This is a genomic window from Acetomicrobium thermoterrenum DSM 13490, from assembly GCF_900107215.1.
Taxonomy (GTDB): Bacteria; Synergistota; Synergistia; order Synergistales; family Acetomicrobiaceae; genus Acetomicrobium; species Acetomicrobium thermoterrenum.
Map to the genome: position 1 here is coordinate 75,965 of NZ_FNPD01000005.1, position 18,299 is coordinate 94,263.

The following is an 18,299-nucleotide window of genomic DNA, read 5'->3' on the forward strand; positions in this document are numbered from 1 at the left end:
GAAATTTTGCAGACTTTCAAGGCTTTTGCAAGGTTTTTGACCGTAACTAAAAATACGCAAGCGCTGATCACGGCGCATAAATATAGATTAATATAACGAAAGGAGATCTCATGAGAGAAAAGGTTGCAGATTATATTTTGAAGGTAGAAGGAGGGTTCGTAGACAACCCGAAAGACCCCGGCGGTAGGACAAACTTCGGCATCACTGCCGCCACCCTGACCTCGGCACGAGCGAGGTTAAAAGACGCCAGGCTTCCCGAGGACGTAATAAACCTTACAAAAGAACAAGCGCTTGAGATATACGAAAAATTTTACTGGAAACCCGCAGGATGCGACCACATCCCCCGCCCCGTCGATCTAGCCGTATTTGACGGGTGCGTCAACTGCGGAGTCAGGCAGGGCGTGAAGTTCCTGCAGGAGGCTCTTAATATGCTGGGCGAAAACCTGGCCGTCGACGGCATCTTTGGTCAAAAGACCATGCAGGCTGCCTGGGAGCATGCGCTGCCTAAGACCAAAATTTTATCCGCCCTGCTTTGGCGACGCACGAAATACTACAACGACATCGTCGCCCGAAACCCCGACAGGCGGGTCTTCCTGCACGGCTGGCTCAACCGCCTAGCCCGGCTTTGGAGCTGCGCTGTGGGATGATATATATAATATATATAAGGAAGAAATTTATTTAGCCGCACCTGTTGGCTTTGGGGCCTGCCGTTTATATGATCAATATATAAGCGGTAGGCCCCGCTTTGAGCGGATCGGATCGTCGCTGGTCCTAAAATATGTTTTGGAAAACCGGTTATAGAGGGCACTAGAATCCCGATTCATCTGGTTTTGGAACTTTTGGGCGATGGAGTTACACCAGATGAAATTATAAAAAATTATTATCCCTGTTTGACCAAGGAGGACATCCTAGCCTGTATCCGTTTTGCTAACTCCTTTATAATGATAGACCCTTGCTAAACTAATAATTGCAGGCTGAGGCCTGTGCGAGTAAGGTTTTCTCCCCCGGCGGATGTTGAGGAAAGCCCTCAACGTTAAATCCAAAGGGGGTTATTTTTTGTCCGCTCAATTTTATGTAAAAATATTTGGGGTGGGATCTTTAATCTTGAAATATGCTTTAGTAATCCAACACACGATATCTCAGGATGCGATGATCTCAAGGATGAATTTTTGGCTAGCTGACACCGATGGGTTTATATAATAAGACGGAGGCGGCATTTTGAGGTCGGGTCAATTCCTTTTACAGAATGACCGACCATGAGCCACACCTCCGTCTGCTATTATTTTAACCTAATTACCTGGAGCTGTCACCCTATTATTAAATGTGAATATTCAATCTAACCAAATAACTTTTGTTGCCAATATCAGCGCCTATTGCAGGAAGCTTCATGGGGCGCTTAGAAATTTAAAGGCAACGGCACGGTTACACATCAGTAGACCTTAATATTTTAAATACCTCGTCTTTGGACGTAGCGTCAAACACGGCTTCGGCCGCGGCATCGAGTTTGGATTCGCCTCCGACGGAGCGGATCATCTTTTCGTGAGAAAATGACAAGCCGTATTTTCGGCGCAACAGTTTTATAAGCAGATCTTGTTTTCCTTTGATTGTACCTTTAGTTTCGCCTCTTTTTTTCGCCTTCTATTTTGCCCCTTTCTGCCCCTCTTTTTTTCCTTGTTTTATCAGCTTCTCTGCCAGAGACGGCATGATTTTTTCGCCTCCAAGTTCTTTTGGTATCCACTACTGCATAGCATCTTGGTCATCGTCGAGAGTGTAGAACAGGCATGAGATCAGACAGAGCCTTATTGTGTTCGCATCTTTAATTTTGAATATTGGTACTTTAAAGAACCTGTATCTTGCATTTTAAAACATTAGCTTAAAATTCAAGATTAAAGACCCGACCCTCGAGGCTCCTCGAGGATTCCCTCCCGAGATGTGTTTCGACAAACAAAGCTATAGTAAAGGGTTACTATCCTTTAGCCCTTGACAGGCAATACAGTATCTAACCCTCGGGTATTTGCTTATAAGATTACGAAGCTTCAGTGAGCATTATAGATCCTTCAAATGATGTTGTTTCATAATTCATAGGTATCCCATTAACCATACTTTCAGGGCCTCCTGAAAGTGACTTATCATATATTAAATTCCCAAATATTTTTTGAAATGTTTTTGAAAACCTTAACCCGATCGCAATAGACCAATTAAATAGCTTTGTAACTTGAATATTTTTACCATGTGCCAAGTTAATAAGTCTGGCTAGCTCAGTAATATTAACATAATCCCTATTTTGAGGAAATAGTATTCCATTCAAACGATTATCCACAACTATGCGCAGAAATTCAGATAAATTATTTATGAATAACATACTCCTCATGCTTTCAACATCAGGGAAAATAGGCAATTTATTAACTAAAATGGATAATCGTGGATAATTCCCTTTACATCCCTTTCCGTAAACAATTGGTGGTCTTAATATGGCTATTTTAAAGTCATCATCTTCTATATCAAGTAACAATTTTTCTGCTTCATATTTTGATTTCGCATAAGGGGTTTTAGGTATTGGAGGAGTTTTTGAAGTAATATATCCAGTTTCACAACCATAGACTGCCATAGTACTTAAAAATATAAATTGTTTGACTCCTTCACTCTTTGCCTTCTCTGCAATCTTCACAGATAAATCTCTATTTACTTCAAAATACTTATCAACAGCTTTTTGTTTTACATGAACAATCGCAGCAAGATGTAATACGGCATCATATCCCATGAAACACTTTTCTTTCCAAGAATCATCTCTAACGCTTATAGATTCCACTAAATAATCATTTGGAAATTGTTTTAACCATTCCTTAAAAGAATTCCCAATATAACTATTTGCCCCGGTTATTAATATCTTTTTCATTAGAATAACTCCTTTTCACATTATTGTAATAAGAGTTATTTGATAATGTTTTAGTCCCTCCCTCAACAACCCCTTCTCCTTTTATGACCGATACAACTGTCTTTAACAAACATTTTAAGTCGAACATGAAACTCATTTTTTGCACATATTCGCCATCATATCTGGCTTTTACTTCAATTGGTAGTTCATCTCTGCCGTTAACCTGTGCCCATCCAGTAAGACCAGGCCTAACGTCATTAGCTCCATATTTATCCCTTTCAGCTATCAGATCATACTGATTCCACAATGCGGGCCTAGGCCCTATAATGCTCATCTCACCTTTTATAATGTTGAATAGCTGTGGTAATTCATCTAAACTAGTTTTCCTTAAAATTTTACCCATCCTTGTGATCCATTGATCCGGATTTTCCAATAAATGTGTCGGCACGTCCTTTGGGGAATCTATCCTCATCGTTCTGAATTTAAGCATATAGAAATGAGTTTTGTGCATACCTATTCGTTTTTGCTTGAATAAAACAGGACCCTCAGAATCAAGTTTTATTAAAATGGCTATTAATAATAAAAACGGCGAAAAGATGACTATTGCAATGAATGAAAGTATAAAGTCAATGATTCTTTTAATATATTTTCTATACATGGTTTATCCACCCAACGTTTTGTATATTGTCAACTATATTGCTCTGCGCACTCATCTTCTTCCTTCCTTAATATAGGGTACACCAAGATATTCGGGAACCCTGAATTCCTTTCTCGATATCGTCGCTAATATAGTTAGGATGTATGGTATGGCGATTATAAATTCGTTTGGGATGGCTTTGAAGCCCCATGTCTGTATTACGATAGAAAAAGCGTCGGCTAAGCTGAAGATCAGCCCGCCGATGGCATCGCCTATCGGGTTCCAGTTTCCAAGGAAACATATCGCAAAGGCGATCCATCCCCTACCGCCAATTATATCCCCAGTAAATAATCCTAAAAACCCTATCGAGTAAAATGCGCCAGCCAAGCCACATAGAATGCTGGAACACAACACTGCCTTAAACCTAACGGAATCAACGTTTATGCCAGCTGCGTCCACAGCCTCGGGATTAGCGCCCGTCGAGCGAATCACCAACCCTGTTTTGGTTTTAAATAAAAGCCAATATATTGCGGGGTCGGATCTTTAATCTTGAATTTTAGTTTAACAGCTTAACGATGCTGCCAAAATGCTTAACTGTTTTTGTATGTAAATGCTAATGACCTAATTTAGACTGAAGATTAAGTTACCTTTATTTATTCTACACCCCTTTGTCCATGTTTATTTTGCCATAAACAATTTTGCTATAAACATCTTTGCCTTCCTTTTCAATCAATAATTAATATCCTCTCTTTTAACCAGGCTTTCCATGAAGGCAATAAAGACACTTGATGTGGGAAAAGCAGAGGATCGGACTATTGTTTCCGTCCAGTTTGAGTATACTATGAATGTAAGGAAAGTAAGGATTTCATTAATCAGAAGAGAGGGATAAGATATGGAGATCGCAAAGATCACCTCAAAGGGGCAGATTACCATTCCTATCGATATACGCCGCAAATTGGGGGTCAAGGAGGGCGACAAGATCTTATTTGTCGAGGAAGCAGGAAAGGTATACATTCTTAATGCATCGATGGAGGCCCTAAGGAAGACACAGGCTGCTTTTGCCGGTGAGGCTCAACGCGTTGGATTAAATGACGAAAGCGACGTAGTCGCCATGATAAAAGAACTTCGCCGCGAAAGAAAGGAAAAATAGCATGAGAATTATGTTGGATACAAAAGTGCCTGTATCGTTGCTTTTGTTTCCTAATCCGCAAATAAATGAAATGATGGAGAATATATTCGCAGATCACAAGTTAGTGTTATCGTCTTAAGGTCTGGGGTACTATCCACTCTCAGCTGGAGGTGTTTTGTAAAGGCAGGATCTGAAAGATGCCCTATGTCAGATAAAATGCATAGCCTAAAAATATGGCTATGCCTGACTATCTGTTATTTGGTATCATTAAAATGGTCCGGAGTTGGAGGAGCATCACATCATATGCGTGGAAGAGCTTTCAAGAAACCAGAGCGTCAGAAACATCGCTTCCACCTTTGACGTGGACGAAAGCACCTTGAGATACAGGCTCGGAAGGAAGCGGACCGACGTGTAAACGCTAACATAAAACTGGACCAAAGGTGGCTCACTTTTACGTGAGCACTATTGCCATTTTAGCATAGCCAAAAAAGATCACTTCAAGCTTAATCACTTTATTGTGCTTGCTGCTGCTTCTTTCAGTAGGCTTTGCTCAGAGGTTCCTTAGAAGCTTAGAAGAGTGGTAGTAAAAAAACGGAGGGAGGTAAAGCGATGTCACCGTGTTTGTTTTCAACATATTCACAAAACGAGAATAGGGTAACATCAACATTCCTTGCGGTGTTAAGTTCTTTATCTTTGAATTTGATGCAACAAATAATTGGGGCAATGATTGGCGATGAGGTGGAATTGATTAGATTCACCAACCAGCCTGCTAGCAAGAGACAACAGAACCACTCAGTACCAGATGCAATGATATCTGGGGATTTTAAGATACTAATCGAGACGAAACTACAACAAAATGCCGTGGATGAAGATCAAATCAGGAAGCATCAAAAACAACTAGAAGATAGAAAAAATGCATACCTAGTTATATTAACTCCAGACCCAACGTGTCCTGGTGTTGTGGAAAATATATCGAAAGAAGACCCTAGAGTAGTGTGGTGTTCGTTTAACCAGATAAATCATATTATCGATAACTTCTTTGAAAACGGTTCTGAGGTAATTTCTGAAAAGGACGCCTTTTTGCTGAAAAATTTCCAAATGTTCCTAGATCATGAGAATCTTTTAAGTCAGCCCAAGGTTTTGATCGTTCCCATAAGTCAGCTCAAGGTTTTGATCGTTCCTGCGAGGTTTGCCTGGTCTCATTATTTAAAGACTTCGTCTTACGTCTGTCAGCCAAATCGGACTTTTCAAAAAACAACATACATCGCGTTTTACAACAGGGGCAAAATTATGCGAAAGGTTCCCAAAATTCTGAAAGCAGTAAATGAAGTGGTATTTTGGGAAGAAGGCAATTTCGAAGTATTGTCCAATGATTGGAGTCAGAGTGACGAAGAAAAATTCGGCGAAAAAATGAAAGAAGTTGTTAAAAAGTCAATTGGTTCGAGCTTGTATAATGTAGGAGAAAGTCACAAAGTATTATTATTAACAGGTCCCGAAGAAGAAGAAACAATTTGTATTAATAAAGAAATCCCGAATGATAGTGTAGACAAAAACGGTGCACCGACTGCGTTTGTACAAAGGCAAAGGTACACATCGGTGGAAAAGCTATTGAGAGCTGAAAAAACAAGTGATTTGTAAAAATATTTGGTGTCTACCATTATAAAACCACTAAATGAACGGTAGGCCCCGCAATCGAAAGGATCAGCCTTTCTGTTCCTCCAACTTATTTAGAAAGGCCATTACATACGAAAGAAATTTGCTGAAATCGTCCAATTCATAGTGGATTGTACGGTAAACTAGCTTGCTATCAACTTCCCAATATACATGGACGATGATGTTGCGCATTGCGCATATACGAGCCAGTTTGTCGGCAAAACCTTTAGGGATGACATTTAGCGAGGCAAGTGTTTTGAAGATATCTGCATAGGTCTTTGGCGCCTTAAAATTGCCCTTAAACTGATGCAATGAAAGCAAACGATTGCCTATGTTTATACACGTCTCGATTGCGATTTGTAAGTAACGTTCCGTCGCTGCCTGTAAAGTTTCATCTTTTAGATATTCCTCTATAGGCTTTTGTCGAATCTTTTCAAGGCGACTTATGTATTCCTGTAACAATTCAATTTGGTTCATTAATTTAATATCCATTGAAGGCTCCTCCGAATCACCTATGAGTCTCTTGTAATACTCCCGCAGAATCGGATAAAAGTCTAGGTAAGCGCCCAAAACCTTAGCCTGAAAATCTACCAAGGCTTGAGGATCGTAAAGGACCAGGATGACTTTATCTTCTATTGCGCTAAATTGCAGGGTTAACGGTGCAACACTTAGATTTACTAAGTCAAAGTCATCCGTGTGCATCAGCCGAGAGAGATCGAGGTAAAGATTTGAATGAATCTTAAACATTTCCCATTCGCTTAAACCTTCACGGTACAAAACTGCCAGGTCGATATCGCTCAAAGGCGTGACCTCATCTCGACTCGCAGAGCCGAACAAAAGCAGGGCTGCAACCTCTTTCCTGTAGGGCATTAGCGCATCCGGGGCCCTTTGAAGCTGTTTTAATATGAAATCAAAATCAAGCGGTCTTTCGCTCAAGCGCATTTGTTTAACTCCTTTTTTAAATTATGATCGCCGAGCAACCTTCGTGATGGTGTCTTGGTCTACGTCGATAGTATAAGACAGGCATGAGATCCGACGGAGCCTTATTGTGTCCACACCTTTAATCTTGAATATTGGTACTCTAAAGAACCTATATCTTGCATTTCAAAACATTAGCTAAAAAATTCAAGATTAAAGACCTGACCCTCGAGGTTTGATATTAGCTAAAAAATTCAAGATTAAAGATCTGACCCTCGAGGTTTGATGATTTGTCCTATCTGGTTTAATGTCTTGTATTTTAGCATATCGCAATGCTCACTGGAAATGTAGGATTCACAGCGCACTACCAACACGGGCTGCGTGTTTGAGGCGCGCACCAAGACCCAACCGTCGTTCAAGTGAGCTCGAACGCCGTCGATGGTTATGACCTCCTGCACGTCGGGCCAGGCGGATATGGCCTCTCGAACTTGGCTAACTACGCCTTCCTTTTCGTCGTCAGGACAGGCTATGCGAATTTCGGGGGTCGCAAAAGTCGCAGGAAGATCAGCAAATAATCTCGAAAAGGTGACGCTTGGGTCGCCAAGCTTTGCATAGGCAAAGCATTCAACCAACCTACAGGCGGCGTATATGGCGTCATCATAGCCGAAGTAACGGTCTGCAAAGAACATGTGTCCGCTCATCTCCCCGGCAAGGAGCGCACCGGTTTCTTTCATCTTCGCCTTTATGAGGGAATGGCCCGTCTTCCACATCAAAGGTTTCCCTCCGGCCCTTTCTATGGCCTCAAACACTGCCTTGGAGCATTTGACCTCTCCTATGATGACGGCGCCCGGGTTTTGCTCAAGTATCTTTTTTGCGTAAAGGTAAAGCAATTTATCGCCTCGAACGACGTTGCCCTTTTCGTCGACTACGCCTATCCTGTCGCCGTCGCCGTCGAAGGCAATGCCGAAATCTGCCTTCCTGCTTACGACTTCATTCTTTAGGTCCTTCAAGGTATCTTCGACTGTGGGGTCAGGGTGATGGTTGGGAAAGCTGCCATCAGGCTTTATATATAATCCAAGGACTTCACAGCCCAGCGATTCGAGCACATCTTTCGCGATAGGCCCGGCTGTGCCGTTTCCTCCGTCGATGACGACCTTTGGCGTCGCCCGTGCTATTACCTTCCCATCTGTACGCGACAGAAGTTCCTTTTTATATGACGTTACTATGTCTTCTTCTGATATTTCAGGCGCCAGTCCCGGAGCGGCCTTTTCGTATCGCAGGGCAAGCTCGCCAAGTTTTTTAAGTTCCTCGCCATAAAGGGTGTCGCTTCCCAGACATATCTTAAAGCCGTCGTATTCCGGCGGGTTATGGCTTCCCGTCACGGCTATGCCGCCGGCCACATCTAAAGCACAAGTTGCGTAATATACGATAGGGGTGGTCACCATGCCCAAGTACAAAGGATGAAGCCCTCCATCCGAAAGGCCATGGCATAAAGCTTTTGCCAGGCTAAATGAGGCCGTGCGGCAGTCGTGGCCCACGGCCACAGTGGTTTCGTCGTATATACGGTGACATTTTAATCTTGCGTAATCCGCGTAGGCCCTGCCGAGGTAGTAAGAAAGCTTTGGGGTTAGCTCCTCACCTACAATCCCCCTGATGTCGTATTCCCGTATTACTGCAGATAGCACTTGGGATAGGTCTTTAGTCATCAGCGTCACTCCGTCCTTTTGTAGTCGTCTTCTATCCTAATTATGTCGTCCTCACCGACGTATTCGCCATTTTGGACCTCGATTATTTCAAGTGGGATCTTGCCGGGGTTTACCAGGCGATGGGGCGTGCTTTTGGGTATAAAGGTACTTTCTCCTTCGTGTACGTAAATTTCTTTGCCTCCAACGACAGCTAGGGCTGTGCCCCGCACCACTACCCAGTGCTCGGTCCTGTGATGGTGATACTGCAGGCTGAGCCTGGAGCCCGGATTTATGACGATGTGTTTTATCTTAAACCTGTCTCCCTGGTGCAGTATCTGATACGTCCCCCAGGGTCGGGCGTTTATTGGTGCCTCGGTGGTCTCGCGGCGGCCCTGATCTTTCAGGTAATTTACGACGTCACGGACGGCCTGAGAAGAGCCTCTTTTTGCGACGAGCAAGGCATCCGGAGTATCCGCTATGATCAAGTCATTTACGTCAAGGCCTACGACCAGACGGCCGTTTGCGTATATCAAGTTGTTTTTGCCGCCTATGGTGTGAACGTCTCCTTTTTTGACGTTTCCGCCTTCATCTTTTTCCATGGTCTCATACAAGGCGTCCCAGGAGCCAATATCAGACCAGCCGCAATCTAAGGGCACTACTGCAACGTCTTTTTCCTTTTCCATGACGGCGTAGTCTATGGAAATTGAAGGCAGGTCTTCAAAGCTTGAAATTAAGCTTTTGTAACCTTCAGAGGCAGGCTCGCCTATTTGTGGGATGTCGCTTTTTAAGGCTTCCATCATCCTTTTTGCCTTAAACAGAAAAAACCCACCGTTCCAGAGGTAATTTCCTCTTTCAAGGTATGTTTTAGCTTTTTCCTCGTCGGGCTTTTCGACGAACCTGGAAACGATCTTATAAGGTAGCCCCTTGGACCTTTCTTCGTCTATCTCTATGTAGCCAAAGCCCGTATCGGCCCTGGTGGGCTTAACGCCAAATACAACTATATGACCCTCACTGGCTGCCTGGCGTCCCGAATTTATGGCCTCCTTAAAGGCCTCGTCGTCTTTTACTATGTGGTCGCTCGGCGATACGAAGATCAGGTCTTCAGGGTCTGCGCCACTTTTTAGCAAATATGCCAGCCCAAGAGCAATGGCAGGGCAGGTATTTTTTGCCATTGGTTCTGCTATTATGGGATCGTGGTCGAACTTTACGACCGTCTTCATCTGATGGCGTAAAAGTGCGCTGCACTGGTCAGAAGCGACGATATAAAGGTTGGAAGGCTGCGCTATCTTTGTCATTCTTCTCACCGTTTGCTGAAACAGGCTTTCTTCGCCTGCCAGGGACAAAAACTGCTTGGGCAGCTCCTCCCGCGACCAAGGCCACAGGCGAGTGCCGCTTCCGCCGGCGAGGATCAAGATATAAAGATTATTCATTTGTTGTGACCACCTCCAAAGCTAGTAGGCGCCCTTGCCAAAAAGGGCTACCGGAACGGTGCGGGCAAGGATGTAAAGATCAAGCCATACGGACCAGTTGCGGACGTAGTACGCGTCCAATGCGACACGCTCTTCATAAGAGACATCGTTGCGTCCCGACACTTGCCACAATCCAGTTATTCCAGGCTTAACTTTAGTATAAAGGGAATAGTATTTTCCGTATTTTTCTATCTCATTTTGAACGATTGGCCTTGGGCCCACTACGCTCATCTCTCCTTTGATGACGTTAAAGATCTGAGGCAATTCGTCAAGGCTTGTCTTTCTTAAGAACTTGCCGACGCGGGTCACTCGTGGGTCGTCTCGCAATTTTTGGTCTCTGTCCCACTCTTCCTTAAGCTCCGGATGCCTTGCTAAATATTCTTTTAAAACGACATCGGCATTTTCGACCATGGTCCTGAACTTCCATGCTTTGAAGGGCTTGCCGTCTTTGCCGTATCTCGTTTGCCTGTAAAACACGGGGCCCTTTGAATCGAGCTTTATAAACAGTGCAATAAAAGGTATAAGAAGTGCAGAAACCACAAGGGCAACTGCCGCTACGATCGCATCCACAATGGCCTTGGCAATTTTTGGGCCTAAACGCAAAAGCTGCTGGCGCACCTCCAAGCCCAATATGCCTCCAAAGTCCCTCGGCAAGACGCCAAGGCTTGCAAAGCCAAAAAGGTCGGGGATGTAGATGACATGGTGAAAATACGAGGCGTTTTCTTCCCAAACTTGAAGCAACCTTTCCCTGTCTAAACCCGGCATGGCCATTATCGCCCATCTTATATTGCACTGTTTGGCAAGATGGGGGGCAAGCTCCAAGCTTCCCATCACTGTCACGCCTTCAATATATTTGCCGTGTTTTTCGACGTCGTCATCTAAGATTGCCATGGGCTTTATGCCCAGTGCTTTCGTATTTTTTAATATCTTAACGATTTCAGCTCCGGTCTTGGCGGCACCCATAACGACAGCAGAAACTCCCCACCAGCTTTTATCGCCAAAAAGATATCGAACAACTGCTCGTGCTAAGGGCACAAATAAAAGGGCCAGAACCCAAGCGATGAAAAATATGGCACGGGAATAGATGAAACCAACACGCGAAAGAAATATCCAAACGGAAAGTATGGTAAAAACCATAGATGTCGCGATACATGTCCGGCGCAGCTCCTCGACGGCCGTAATGCCAACGCCGGGATAAAGCCCTGAGACTAGATATGCCAGTGCAAACAAAAAAATTGCCGGCCACAGCTCGATGTAAGCTCTAGTCACAAGTGCGCTTGGCGGAAGTATGAATTCTGGTGCCCATTTTCTCAAAAAATATGCAAGCAACACGGCAAAAAATATCGCCGCAAGGTCGCTTAAGCAGTAAAACCCGGACATGATCCAGGATTCAGCCAAAGACATTTTGTCGCTTATTTTATAATCAGCTATTGCTTCGATATCGACATCTTGCAACATCACAGCCCCCTTTTTCATAATCATTGGGACTTAAACTTCTTCCAGGCATCGTTAACAAAGCTCATAAACTCCCTTTTAAAGCGATCCTTTGAAAAACGCAGGGACTTTTCTCGTATCTTTGCAGGAATAAAGCTATCCTTCATATCTTCAAACCTATGTACCGCTTCGATGATGCTTGGTGTGGTTTGAGCGTCAAAAAATAGGCCTGTCTCGCCTTCGGTTACACTCTCAAGCGCACCGCCTTTGCCGTAAGCTATAACGGGTGTGCCGCAGGCTTGTGCTTCTATGGGCACGATGCCGAAGTCCTCCTCGGCTGCAAAGACAAAGGCTTTGGCTCGCTGCATGTAATCTCTAAGCACCTCAAAGGGTTGATATCCCAAAAGTTCGACGTTTGCCCCCGATTTAGATTTTACCTTATCGAAATCCGGGCCGTCACCTATGATGTAAAGGCGTTTATCAGGCATGAGAGAAAATGCGTTAGCTATCAGGTCAATCTTCTTGTAGGGAACCATGCGAGAAGCAGTTAGGAAAAAGTCCTCTTTTTGTTCGCAGAGCGTGAAGGAATCTATATCAACAGGAGGATATATTACCGTCGCTTCCCTGCGGTATACCTTCCAAATCCTTCTAGCGATGAAGCGGGAATTGGCGAGAAAATGATCGACTCCATTGGCAGTCCTCAAATCCCACATCCGAAGCTTATGAAGCTCTCTTTTTGCAAGCCAACCCTTCAAGCCGCGATCAAGGCCTGTCTCTTTTAAATACTGATGCTGAAGATCCCAGGCATACCGCATTGGAGAGTGGACATAACTTATATGAAGCTGATCGGGCCCGGTTATGGCGCCCTTTGCCACGGCATGTGAGCTTGAGATGACTATATTGTAGCCTGAAAGGTCAAACTGCTCCACCGCCAAAGGCATAAAGGGCAGGTAAGCCCTGTATTTCTTTTTGGCAAGGGGAAGCTTTTGTATAAAAGATGTCTTCACAGCCTTATCCTTTAAAAAGCCTCGTTCATTCTGTGGAACAAAGTCCACAATGGCGAAAAGATCCGCCTCGGGAAAGCAATTTATGATCTCTTCTAGCAACCGTTCTGCTCCTGCATACGTGACAAGCCAATCATGAACAATGGCAACTTTAATCAATGTGTATGTTCCCTCCAAACTGACCATCACAAGTTGCAGCTTCCTTGAGCACACTCCATGTAACTTCTGCAGTTCTATCCCAACTAAATAGCTTAGCACGAGCAAGGCCCTTTTGCGACAGCTCTTTTCGCAAATTGTTATCTTCCACCAGACGCTTAATGCCTTCAGCTATTGCATCTATATCATAGGGATCAACAGTTAGTGCAGCATCACCGACTACCTCCGGAATAGATGTCACGTTAGATGTCAACACCGGCGTACCACAGGCCATTGCCTCAAGAGGGGGAAGGCCAAAGCCTTCATACAAAGATACGTATACTAATGCAATAGCACCAGAATATAATGTAGGAAGATATTCGTCTGGAACATATCCGGGCATGCACACTTTTGGAGGTAGTTTATCAAGCGAAGTGTTTTTAAAAATTATATCCTTTCCTTTAGCTCCGGCCACCACTAACCAAACGTCTCGAGGCAAACGCGAGCATATAGTGCTCCATGCTTCAAGTAACCTCTGCAGGTTTTTTCGAGGCTCAATGGTCGCCACTGTAAGAATATATCTAAAATCTGCAATTCCGAGTGCATCCTTAACTTGGTCTATTTCCTCAAAAGATTTAGGTCGAAAACGTTCATCTATGCCATTGTAAATGACAATAACTTTATTAGGTTTCAATGATGCAACATCACAAATCCTACTTTTTGTAAACTCAGATACAGCAATGACCTTTTGCGCCTTATGAACCAAACGAGGGATCAAAAATTGATACCATCTTGCAAACATAGGATTCAGCCACTCGGGGTGATCTAACGGTGTAATATCGTGAATTGTTACAACTTGTCTCTCCACTATTAGTGGTCCTGTATTGGATGGACTAAAAAGCAAATTCCCCTTTAATCTTGTAGGTAAGACAAACTGTTCCCAAATATGGCCAGCAATTCCGTGCAAGGGTTTCTTAGGTGCAATAGGTTGTAATTCGCTTTGCAGTCTATCCAGTAATTCTAGAGTATATCTTTGAACCCCTGACAAAGACGAGGAAAGTACCCGAGTATTTATACAAATCTTGTTCAAAAAAGTCATCACCTCAAAATTTTATTTATTGTGTTATGATAATAACATTTGTCGATTGTTACATAAGTAATTATAGATGTCCACAAGGGAGGAAAACTAATGTCAGGGATTGAGATACAATGAGCTATTAACAAAGTCAAGAGAGACCAATAAGTATATTTACATATATTACTATATTTATCACAATGTATCTTTATTATTCCTCTGATAACGCTATATATTAGCATAATGAATGATGTAACACCTATGATTCCGATTGTGCTTAAAAGTGTAGTTATTAAACTAGAAGAACGATTCGACCCCAAACCAGCTCCTAGGCCATAAGTAGATACGAAAATTTTTATGGCATAGATATCGGCAGCAGTTCTATGGACAAAAGAATCAGATTCTGTATCTTTAATTAAAGCTGAAGAAAACAGTTTGCCAATAACAGAAAAAATACCTTCATTTAGTGTATAGCCAGTATGGATATCGTCAACATTAATATTTGAATGTTTATAGGAAATTGTAATGCAAAGAATACTTATAAATATAATAATAATAACACCAATGAAGTAATTATGCCATTTTTTAGTGTATATGCTCTTTCGACTTCTATGGAAAGGTTTATATTTGAATAGCAATATAATATTTCCAATCAGTAAGCTTAAATAACCCGTCGTAGAAAATGTCCATATTAATAAATAAAATATTACAAGCGGTAATATAAGTAAGAAAATTTGCTTATTTATACTTAACGAATTTATCAAATACACTGACAACAAACCTACTTCAATTGATGCCAAATAAGCTCCAGCAAATGATGGTTCTGAAAAAGAACTTACAAGCCGCCGAATGGGCCCAATGTACTGATTATATCCCTGATAATAAGAAATATTATTATTAAATATATTATATGGAAATTGGAGAATCAAATATGAGGATAATACTTGCCATATGCCCAAAAAGCACACTATTATGATGGCTATTTTTATACCAATTGTAACATAGTAAAGAGAACGGTTTTCATCAATAAGAAAAGCATATATTATAACAGCCATGTTTAAGGTTAAGTAAATTGCTTGCGCTAAATTACTAAAAGTCCACTCAAGGGTTGCATGATGTTTATATTGTAAATCAAGTCCCAATCTAGGATTATATACTTCCACCCCTTGGAACAAATATGGTAACAAAAAAGCAGATATCACAGACCACATCCAAAATACTAAAAGTATATATGTAAAATATTTCATATTGGAATTGATAACCAGTAAATTACGGTGACTAAGTAATATATTTAATAATCTTAACAATATACATATAGCTATGAAGTAATATGGAGATAAGCCATATTGAAAATTATTGATAGATCCATTCAACACAGAAGATGCATGTAACACTGATACTGATATTAACAGAGTAATCAAATACTGGGGCTTGAATATCAATACAATAAAGGCTAGTGGAATAATCAAGTATCCAATATAGGTAATATTAATAGATATATTCATTATATTAACACCTCACAAAACAAATACAATATATCAAAATAGATCATGTAAACTTCCAATTAGCAAATAGACATATTTTCTTAAACGCGGTTGTAATAATACATAAAATATCCAATATAAGCAAGATATAGTAGCTATAGAAATAAAATGAACAATATGCGAAAGTCCAATAAGCTTTTGACTAATAAATATATATGTTACAATGTAGAATAGGGAACCTACCGTTAGTGATAAAAAAGTGTCCTTTAACTCTTTATATAAGTTTAAAGCATATGTTGTAAATAACCATAAAACTATAAAATTTACACTAAGGCCCAATCCCAAAACCACAGGACCAAAGTTTTTATATAATAATAGCTTTATTCCTACATCAACCAATATTGAAATGCTAGTATATATTAGCACTTCTGTATTTCGCAACTGTGAATTCAACACTCTTATAAAATAATACGATAACACTTGAGCCCACATGCCTATCGAAAAGCCTAGCAATATCTCTGAAGTTACTTCTACTGATTCTTGATCAAATGCTCCTCTAGCGTATAGGATATGAACAATATCAACATTGTTGCATGCTATGAAAAGGGAAATCGGAATCATAAAAATCAAAACGATATTAGCTATCTGTCCCACCTTTTGGCGAACTAAATCTGGGTCCAAACCACTTAAAGCAGATAGTCCCACCATGCCCAAAGGCGCAGCAACTAAAATCACTCCAGTTTCCGTGACAAATTTTGCGTAATCAACGGCAGCGATAGCCGTACTCCCAATTAAGGATGCAACGATCCTTTCAATTGCTATATTCCCCTGAATCAAAAGGGGAACGATAAGGACAGGTCGTACACTCTTCCAAAAGGCCCTAAAAGTTTCTATTGCCAAGTGTCGTGACAAGGTTGCTTTAAAATGCAACAAACCAAGATTATATAAACTAGATAAAAGCCACAGTAAATAAAATAAGTATGCAAAAACAAACCCCCAGGCTAAAAATAAGGGATTTTTAAAGTAAATCGCAAGTAGTGAACCAGAAATTAATCCAACGCTTTGTATGGTAGAACGTAAAGAAGCAGTCAAATACCTATCATGGGCCATTTCCAGATAGGCCATAAGCATTCCCAGTATATATAAAGGAACAGCCAATGCCATGACGTGAAGCATGGAAGCCGTTAAGGCTTTGCTTGTATCATCCATACCTGGAGCCAGTGTCTTAACCCACCAAGAAGATCCCAAGTAAAGAAACAAAAAAATGATCCCTGCAAGCAACAGAAAGAGCATCACAGTAACGGTTAAAAAAGCCCTAGCCTTTTTTGGATCTTCTTTAGCATACCTGACATATAGCGGGACAAAACCGGCTTCCAAGCTATTCGTCAAAAAAAATTCTATCGGCATGAGCATAGCGGTTTGTGCAACGCGATAGGCTGCCACATAAGTTCCCGTGCCAAAAAGTGCTGCCATTAGAATTTCTCTTAAAAAACCAATGAATTTACCAATAACACTACCAGAAGAAAGCACTAAAAATGCCCTAAACAAAAACGCAACCTCCTATAGCGACGGGACATGGGTTTTAATAAAATCAAACATATGAACCCTTTACCGTGCTTTCGTATACTTTATAAGTTTGCAGAGCTGTATTACTCCACGTAAACTTTGCTGCTTGTGTTAAACCCGCGGATCTCAAACTTAATGCCAAATGTTCGTCAATTAATATTTGGTATATAGCATCAGCAATTTCCTCAGCAGAGTTTGGGTCTACTAAAATAGCAGCATCTCCTACGACCTCAGGTAAAGAAGAAACGTTGGATGTCACAACAGGTGTGCCACAGGCCATAGCCTCAAGGGGAGGCAAACCGAATCCCTCCCATAGAGAAGGAAAGACAAAAACGTCAGCTCCCGAATACAGGAAGGGCAATTCTTCTTGAGGCAAATATCCCAGAAAGCGGATCTTGTTTCTGATGGGTTTGTCGAGATTTTGATATTTCACTTCAAAGGCTTTATTTTTCCATCCCCTTCCTCCCCCAAAGATCAAATCCGGTGCCTGTTCCACTCCCATCTTTTTACACAAGATCGAGTAAGCATCGAGCAATCTAGCCGTGTTTTTTCTCGGCTCCAACGTTCCCAAGAATAAGATATATCGTCCTAATGAATGTTTTTGCTTGAAAGCATTTAACGAATGTATATCTGCTATAGGTCTATAAATATCATGATTCACGCCGAGGGGTATAACTACTATTTTTTTTTCAGGATACTTATAAAAATCAACAATATCTTTTTTAGTGCTAAATGACGGAACGATAATCCGATCTGCAATATCCAAAGAAAATCGCAGACAAGCTTTTAATGTGATATAGCTTTTGAGTTCTATTGTTCTTGGGAATCGAAGAAAGGCTAGATCGTGAACGGTCGAAACTGTTTTGGCTCCTCTAATTGGAAAGGCTGTAAAATTGGTAAAATGAGCCACATCTACCGCGGCCATCAGTGGTCGAGAAACTTTCTCACCAAAGCACTTAGATAAGAGCAAGAGAGAAACCTTAGGCAAAGGAGCATAAAAATGATAATGCGTTTTTGGCCTTTCTTTCCACCCAAGCGGTAGATCGGGCTTCCTAGATTTTAGACTAAAAGAAAACAATGAAAACTCATCTTCTGGGATATTAATAAACTCTTCCAACAAATGATAACAATACCATCCAATGCCTGTTTTTTTCTTTAGCAGCGGAGAGCAGTCAAAGGCGATCTTCACGACAACACCTCACCAATCTTCAATTTATTAGGGTCATTTGTAACTT

At 41.7% G+C, this 18,299-nt stretch carries 16 protein-coding genes; 4 read left to right on the forward strand and 12 right to left on the reverse strand.

The window, feature by feature from the left end; all coding sequences use genetic code 11:
- Positions 1 to 110: 110 nt before the first annotated feature.
- Complete coding sequence (locus BLU12_RS05285) at positions 111 to 647, forward strand: glycoside hydrolase family 108 protein (protein WP_091461096.1); 537 nt, start codon at positions 111 to 113, stop codon at positions 645 to 647.
- Between the two features lie 111 nt (positions 648 to 758).
- Positions 759 to 959 (forward strand): DUF433 domain-containing protein, encoded by a 201-nt coding sequence (locus BLU12_RS05290; protein ID WP_091461098.1) that lies wholly within the window; start codon positions 759 to 761, stop codon positions 957 to 959.
- Between the two features lie 1,067 nt (positions 960 to 2,026).
- Here BLU12_RS05290 and BLU12_RS05300 read toward each other — a convergent pair.
- Genes BLU12_RS05300 through BLU12_RS05310 form a run of 3 tightly spaced genes read right to left on the reverse strand, consistent with a single transcriptional unit; the run spans position 2,027 to position 4,040 of the window.
- Positions 2,027 to 2,896, reverse strand: coding sequence for an NAD-dependent epimerase/dehydratase family protein (locus BLU12_RS05300; protein ID WP_091461100.1), 870 nt, complete (start codon positions 2,894 to 2,896; stop codon positions 2,027 to 2,029).
- The gene (locus BLU12_RS05305; protein WP_091461102.1) at positions 2,865 to 3,533 is read right to left on the reverse strand and encodes a sugar transferase; all 669 of its coding nucleotides are present in this window, start codon (positions 3,531 to 3,533) and stop codon (positions 2,865 to 2,867) included. Before BLU12_RS05305 ends, BLU12_RS05300 begins: the two co-directional genes overlap by 32 nt.
- Positions 3,534 to 3,584: 51 nt before the next feature.
- Positions 3,585 to 4,040 (reverse strand): ABC transporter permease, encoded by a 456-nt coding sequence (locus BLU12_RS05310; RefSeq protein WP_091461103.1) that lies wholly within the window; start codon positions 4,038 to 4,040, stop codon positions 3,585 to 3,587.
- A gap of 364 nt (positions 4,041 to 4,404) precedes the next feature.
- Between BLU12_RS05310 and BLU12_RS05315 the strand changes: the two genes are divergently transcribed.
- Together BLU12_RS05315 and BLU12_RS05320 are read left to right on the forward strand one after the other, a co-directional pair.
- A complete protein-coding gene (locus tag BLU12_RS05315; RefSeq protein ID WP_091461105.1) occupies positions 4,405 to 4,662 on the forward strand; it encodes an AbrB/MazE/SpoVT family DNA-binding domain-containing protein in 258 nt (85 codons plus the stop codon).
- Positions 4,663 to 5,250: 588 nt separating this feature from the next.
- Positions 5,251 to 6,279, forward strand: a complete 1,029-nt coding sequence (locus BLU12_RS05320) for a hypothetical protein (protein ID WP_091461107.1) — start codon at positions 5,251 to 5,253, stop codon at positions 6,277 to 6,279.
- Positions 6,280 to 6,342: 63 nt separating this feature from the next.
- Here the strand turns inward: BLU12_RS05320 and hepT are convergent, their stop codons facing one another.
- The 9 genes from hepT to BLU12_RS05365 all read right to left on the reverse strand — a co-directional run bounded on the left by hepT (position 6,343) and on the right by BLU12_RS05365 (position 18,253).
- The gene (gene hepT / locus BLU12_RS05325; RefSeq protein ID WP_091461108.1) at positions 6,343 to 7,236 is read right to left on the reverse strand and encodes a type VII toxin-antitoxin system HepT family RNase toxin; all 894 of its coding nucleotides are present in this window, start codon (positions 7,234 to 7,236) and stop codon (positions 6,343 to 6,345) included.
- A 236-nt stretch (positions 7,237 to 7,472) separates the two neighbouring features.
- Positions 7,473 to 8,918 (reverse strand): phosphomannomutase/phosphoglucomutase, encoded by a 1,446-nt coding sequence (locus tag BLU12_RS05330; RefSeq protein WP_091461109.1) that lies wholly within the window; start codon positions 8,916 to 8,918, stop codon positions 7,473 to 7,475.
- A gap of 5 nt (positions 8,919 to 8,923) precedes the next feature.
- A complete protein-coding gene (locus BLU12_RS05335; protein WP_091461111.1) occupies positions 8,924 to 10,327 on the reverse strand; it encodes a mannose-1-phosphate guanylyltransferase/mannose-6-phosphate isomerase in 1,404 nt (467 codons plus the stop codon).
- Between the two features lie 21 nt (positions 10,328 to 10,348).
- Positions 10,349 to 11,821: an undecaprenyl-phosphate galactose phosphotransferase WbaP gene (gene wbaP, locus BLU12_RS05340; protein WP_234945482.1), complete on the reverse strand. Its 1,473-nt coding sequence runs from the start codon at positions 11,819 to 11,821 to the stop codon at positions 10,349 to 10,351.
- Between the two features lie 23 nt (positions 11,822 to 11,844).
- Positions 11,845 to 12,990 carry a glycosyltransferase family 4 protein gene (locus BLU12_RS05345; protein WP_234945490.1) on the reverse strand — a complete coding sequence of 382 codons (1,146 nt, stop codon included), beginning with the start codon at positions 12,988 to 12,990 and terminating at the stop codon, positions 11,845 to 11,847.
- Positions 12,956 to 14,029 (reverse strand): glycosyltransferase family 4 protein, encoded by a 1,074-nt coding sequence (locus tag BLU12_RS05350; RefSeq protein ID WP_200778719.1) that lies wholly within the window; start codon positions 14,027 to 14,029, stop codon positions 12,956 to 12,958. Before BLU12_RS05350 ends, BLU12_RS05345 begins: the two co-directional genes overlap by 35 nt.
- An 8-nt stretch (positions 14,030 to 14,037) precedes the next feature.
- A complete protein-coding gene (locus tag BLU12_RS05355; RefSeq protein ID WP_159428507.1) occupies positions 14,038 to 15,216 on the reverse strand; it encodes a hypothetical protein in 1,179 nt (392 codons plus the stop codon).
- Between the two features lie 336 nt (positions 15,217 to 15,552).
- Entirely contained in the window at positions 15,553 to 17,046 is a 1,494-nt protein-coding gene (gene murJ / locus BLU12_RS05360; protein WP_091461116.1) for a murein biosynthesis integral membrane protein MurJ, read from the reverse strand.
- A gap of 43 nt (positions 17,047 to 17,089) precedes the next feature.
- Positions 17,090 to 18,253 carry a glycosyltransferase family 4 protein gene (locus tag BLU12_RS05365; RefSeq protein WP_091461118.1) on the reverse strand — a complete coding sequence of 388 codons (1,164 nt, stop codon included), beginning with the start codon at positions 18,251 to 18,253 and terminating at the stop codon, positions 17,090 to 17,092.
- Positions 18,254 to 18,299: the final 46 nt, after the last annotated feature.

Excerpts from the sequence above, each read along its gene's own strand:
- BLU12_RS05305 (WP_091461102.1), bottom strand. The coding sequence starts at position 3,533 with ATGTATAGAAAATATATTAAAAGAATCATTGACTTTATACTTTCATTC.
- BLU12_RS05300 (WP_091461100.1), bottom strand. The coding sequence starts at position 2,896 with ATGAAAAAGATATTAATAACCGGGGCAAATAGTTATATTGGGAATTCT.
- BLU12_RS05320 (WP_091461107.1), top strand. The coding sequence starts at position 5,251 with ATGTCACCGTGTTTGTTTTCAACATATTCACAAAACGAGAATAGGGTA.
- BLU12_RS05285 (WP_091461096.1), top strand. The coding sequence starts at position 111 with ATGAGAGAAAAGGTTGCAGATTATATTTTGAAGGTAGAAGGAGGGTTC.
- BLU12_RS05315 (WP_091461105.1), top strand. The coding sequence starts at position 4,405 with ATGGAGATCGCAAAGATCACCTCAAAGGGGCAGATTACCATTCCTATC.
- BLU12_RS05335 (WP_091461111.1), bottom strand. The coding sequence starts at position 10,327 with ATGAATAATCTTTATATCTTGATCCTCGCCGGCGGAAGCGGCACTCGC.
- BLU12_RS05345 (WP_234945490.1), bottom strand. The coding sequence starts at position 12,990 with ATGGTCAGTTTGGAGGGAACATACACATTGATTAAAGTTGCCATTGTT.
- BLU12_RS05330 (WP_091461109.1), bottom strand. The coding sequence starts at position 8,918 with ATGACTAAAGACCTATCCCAAGTGCTATCTGCAGTAATACGGGAATAC.
- hepT (WP_091461108.1), bottom strand. The coding sequence starts at position 7,236 with ATGCGCTTGAGCGAAAGACCGCTTGATTTTGATTTCATATTAAAACAG.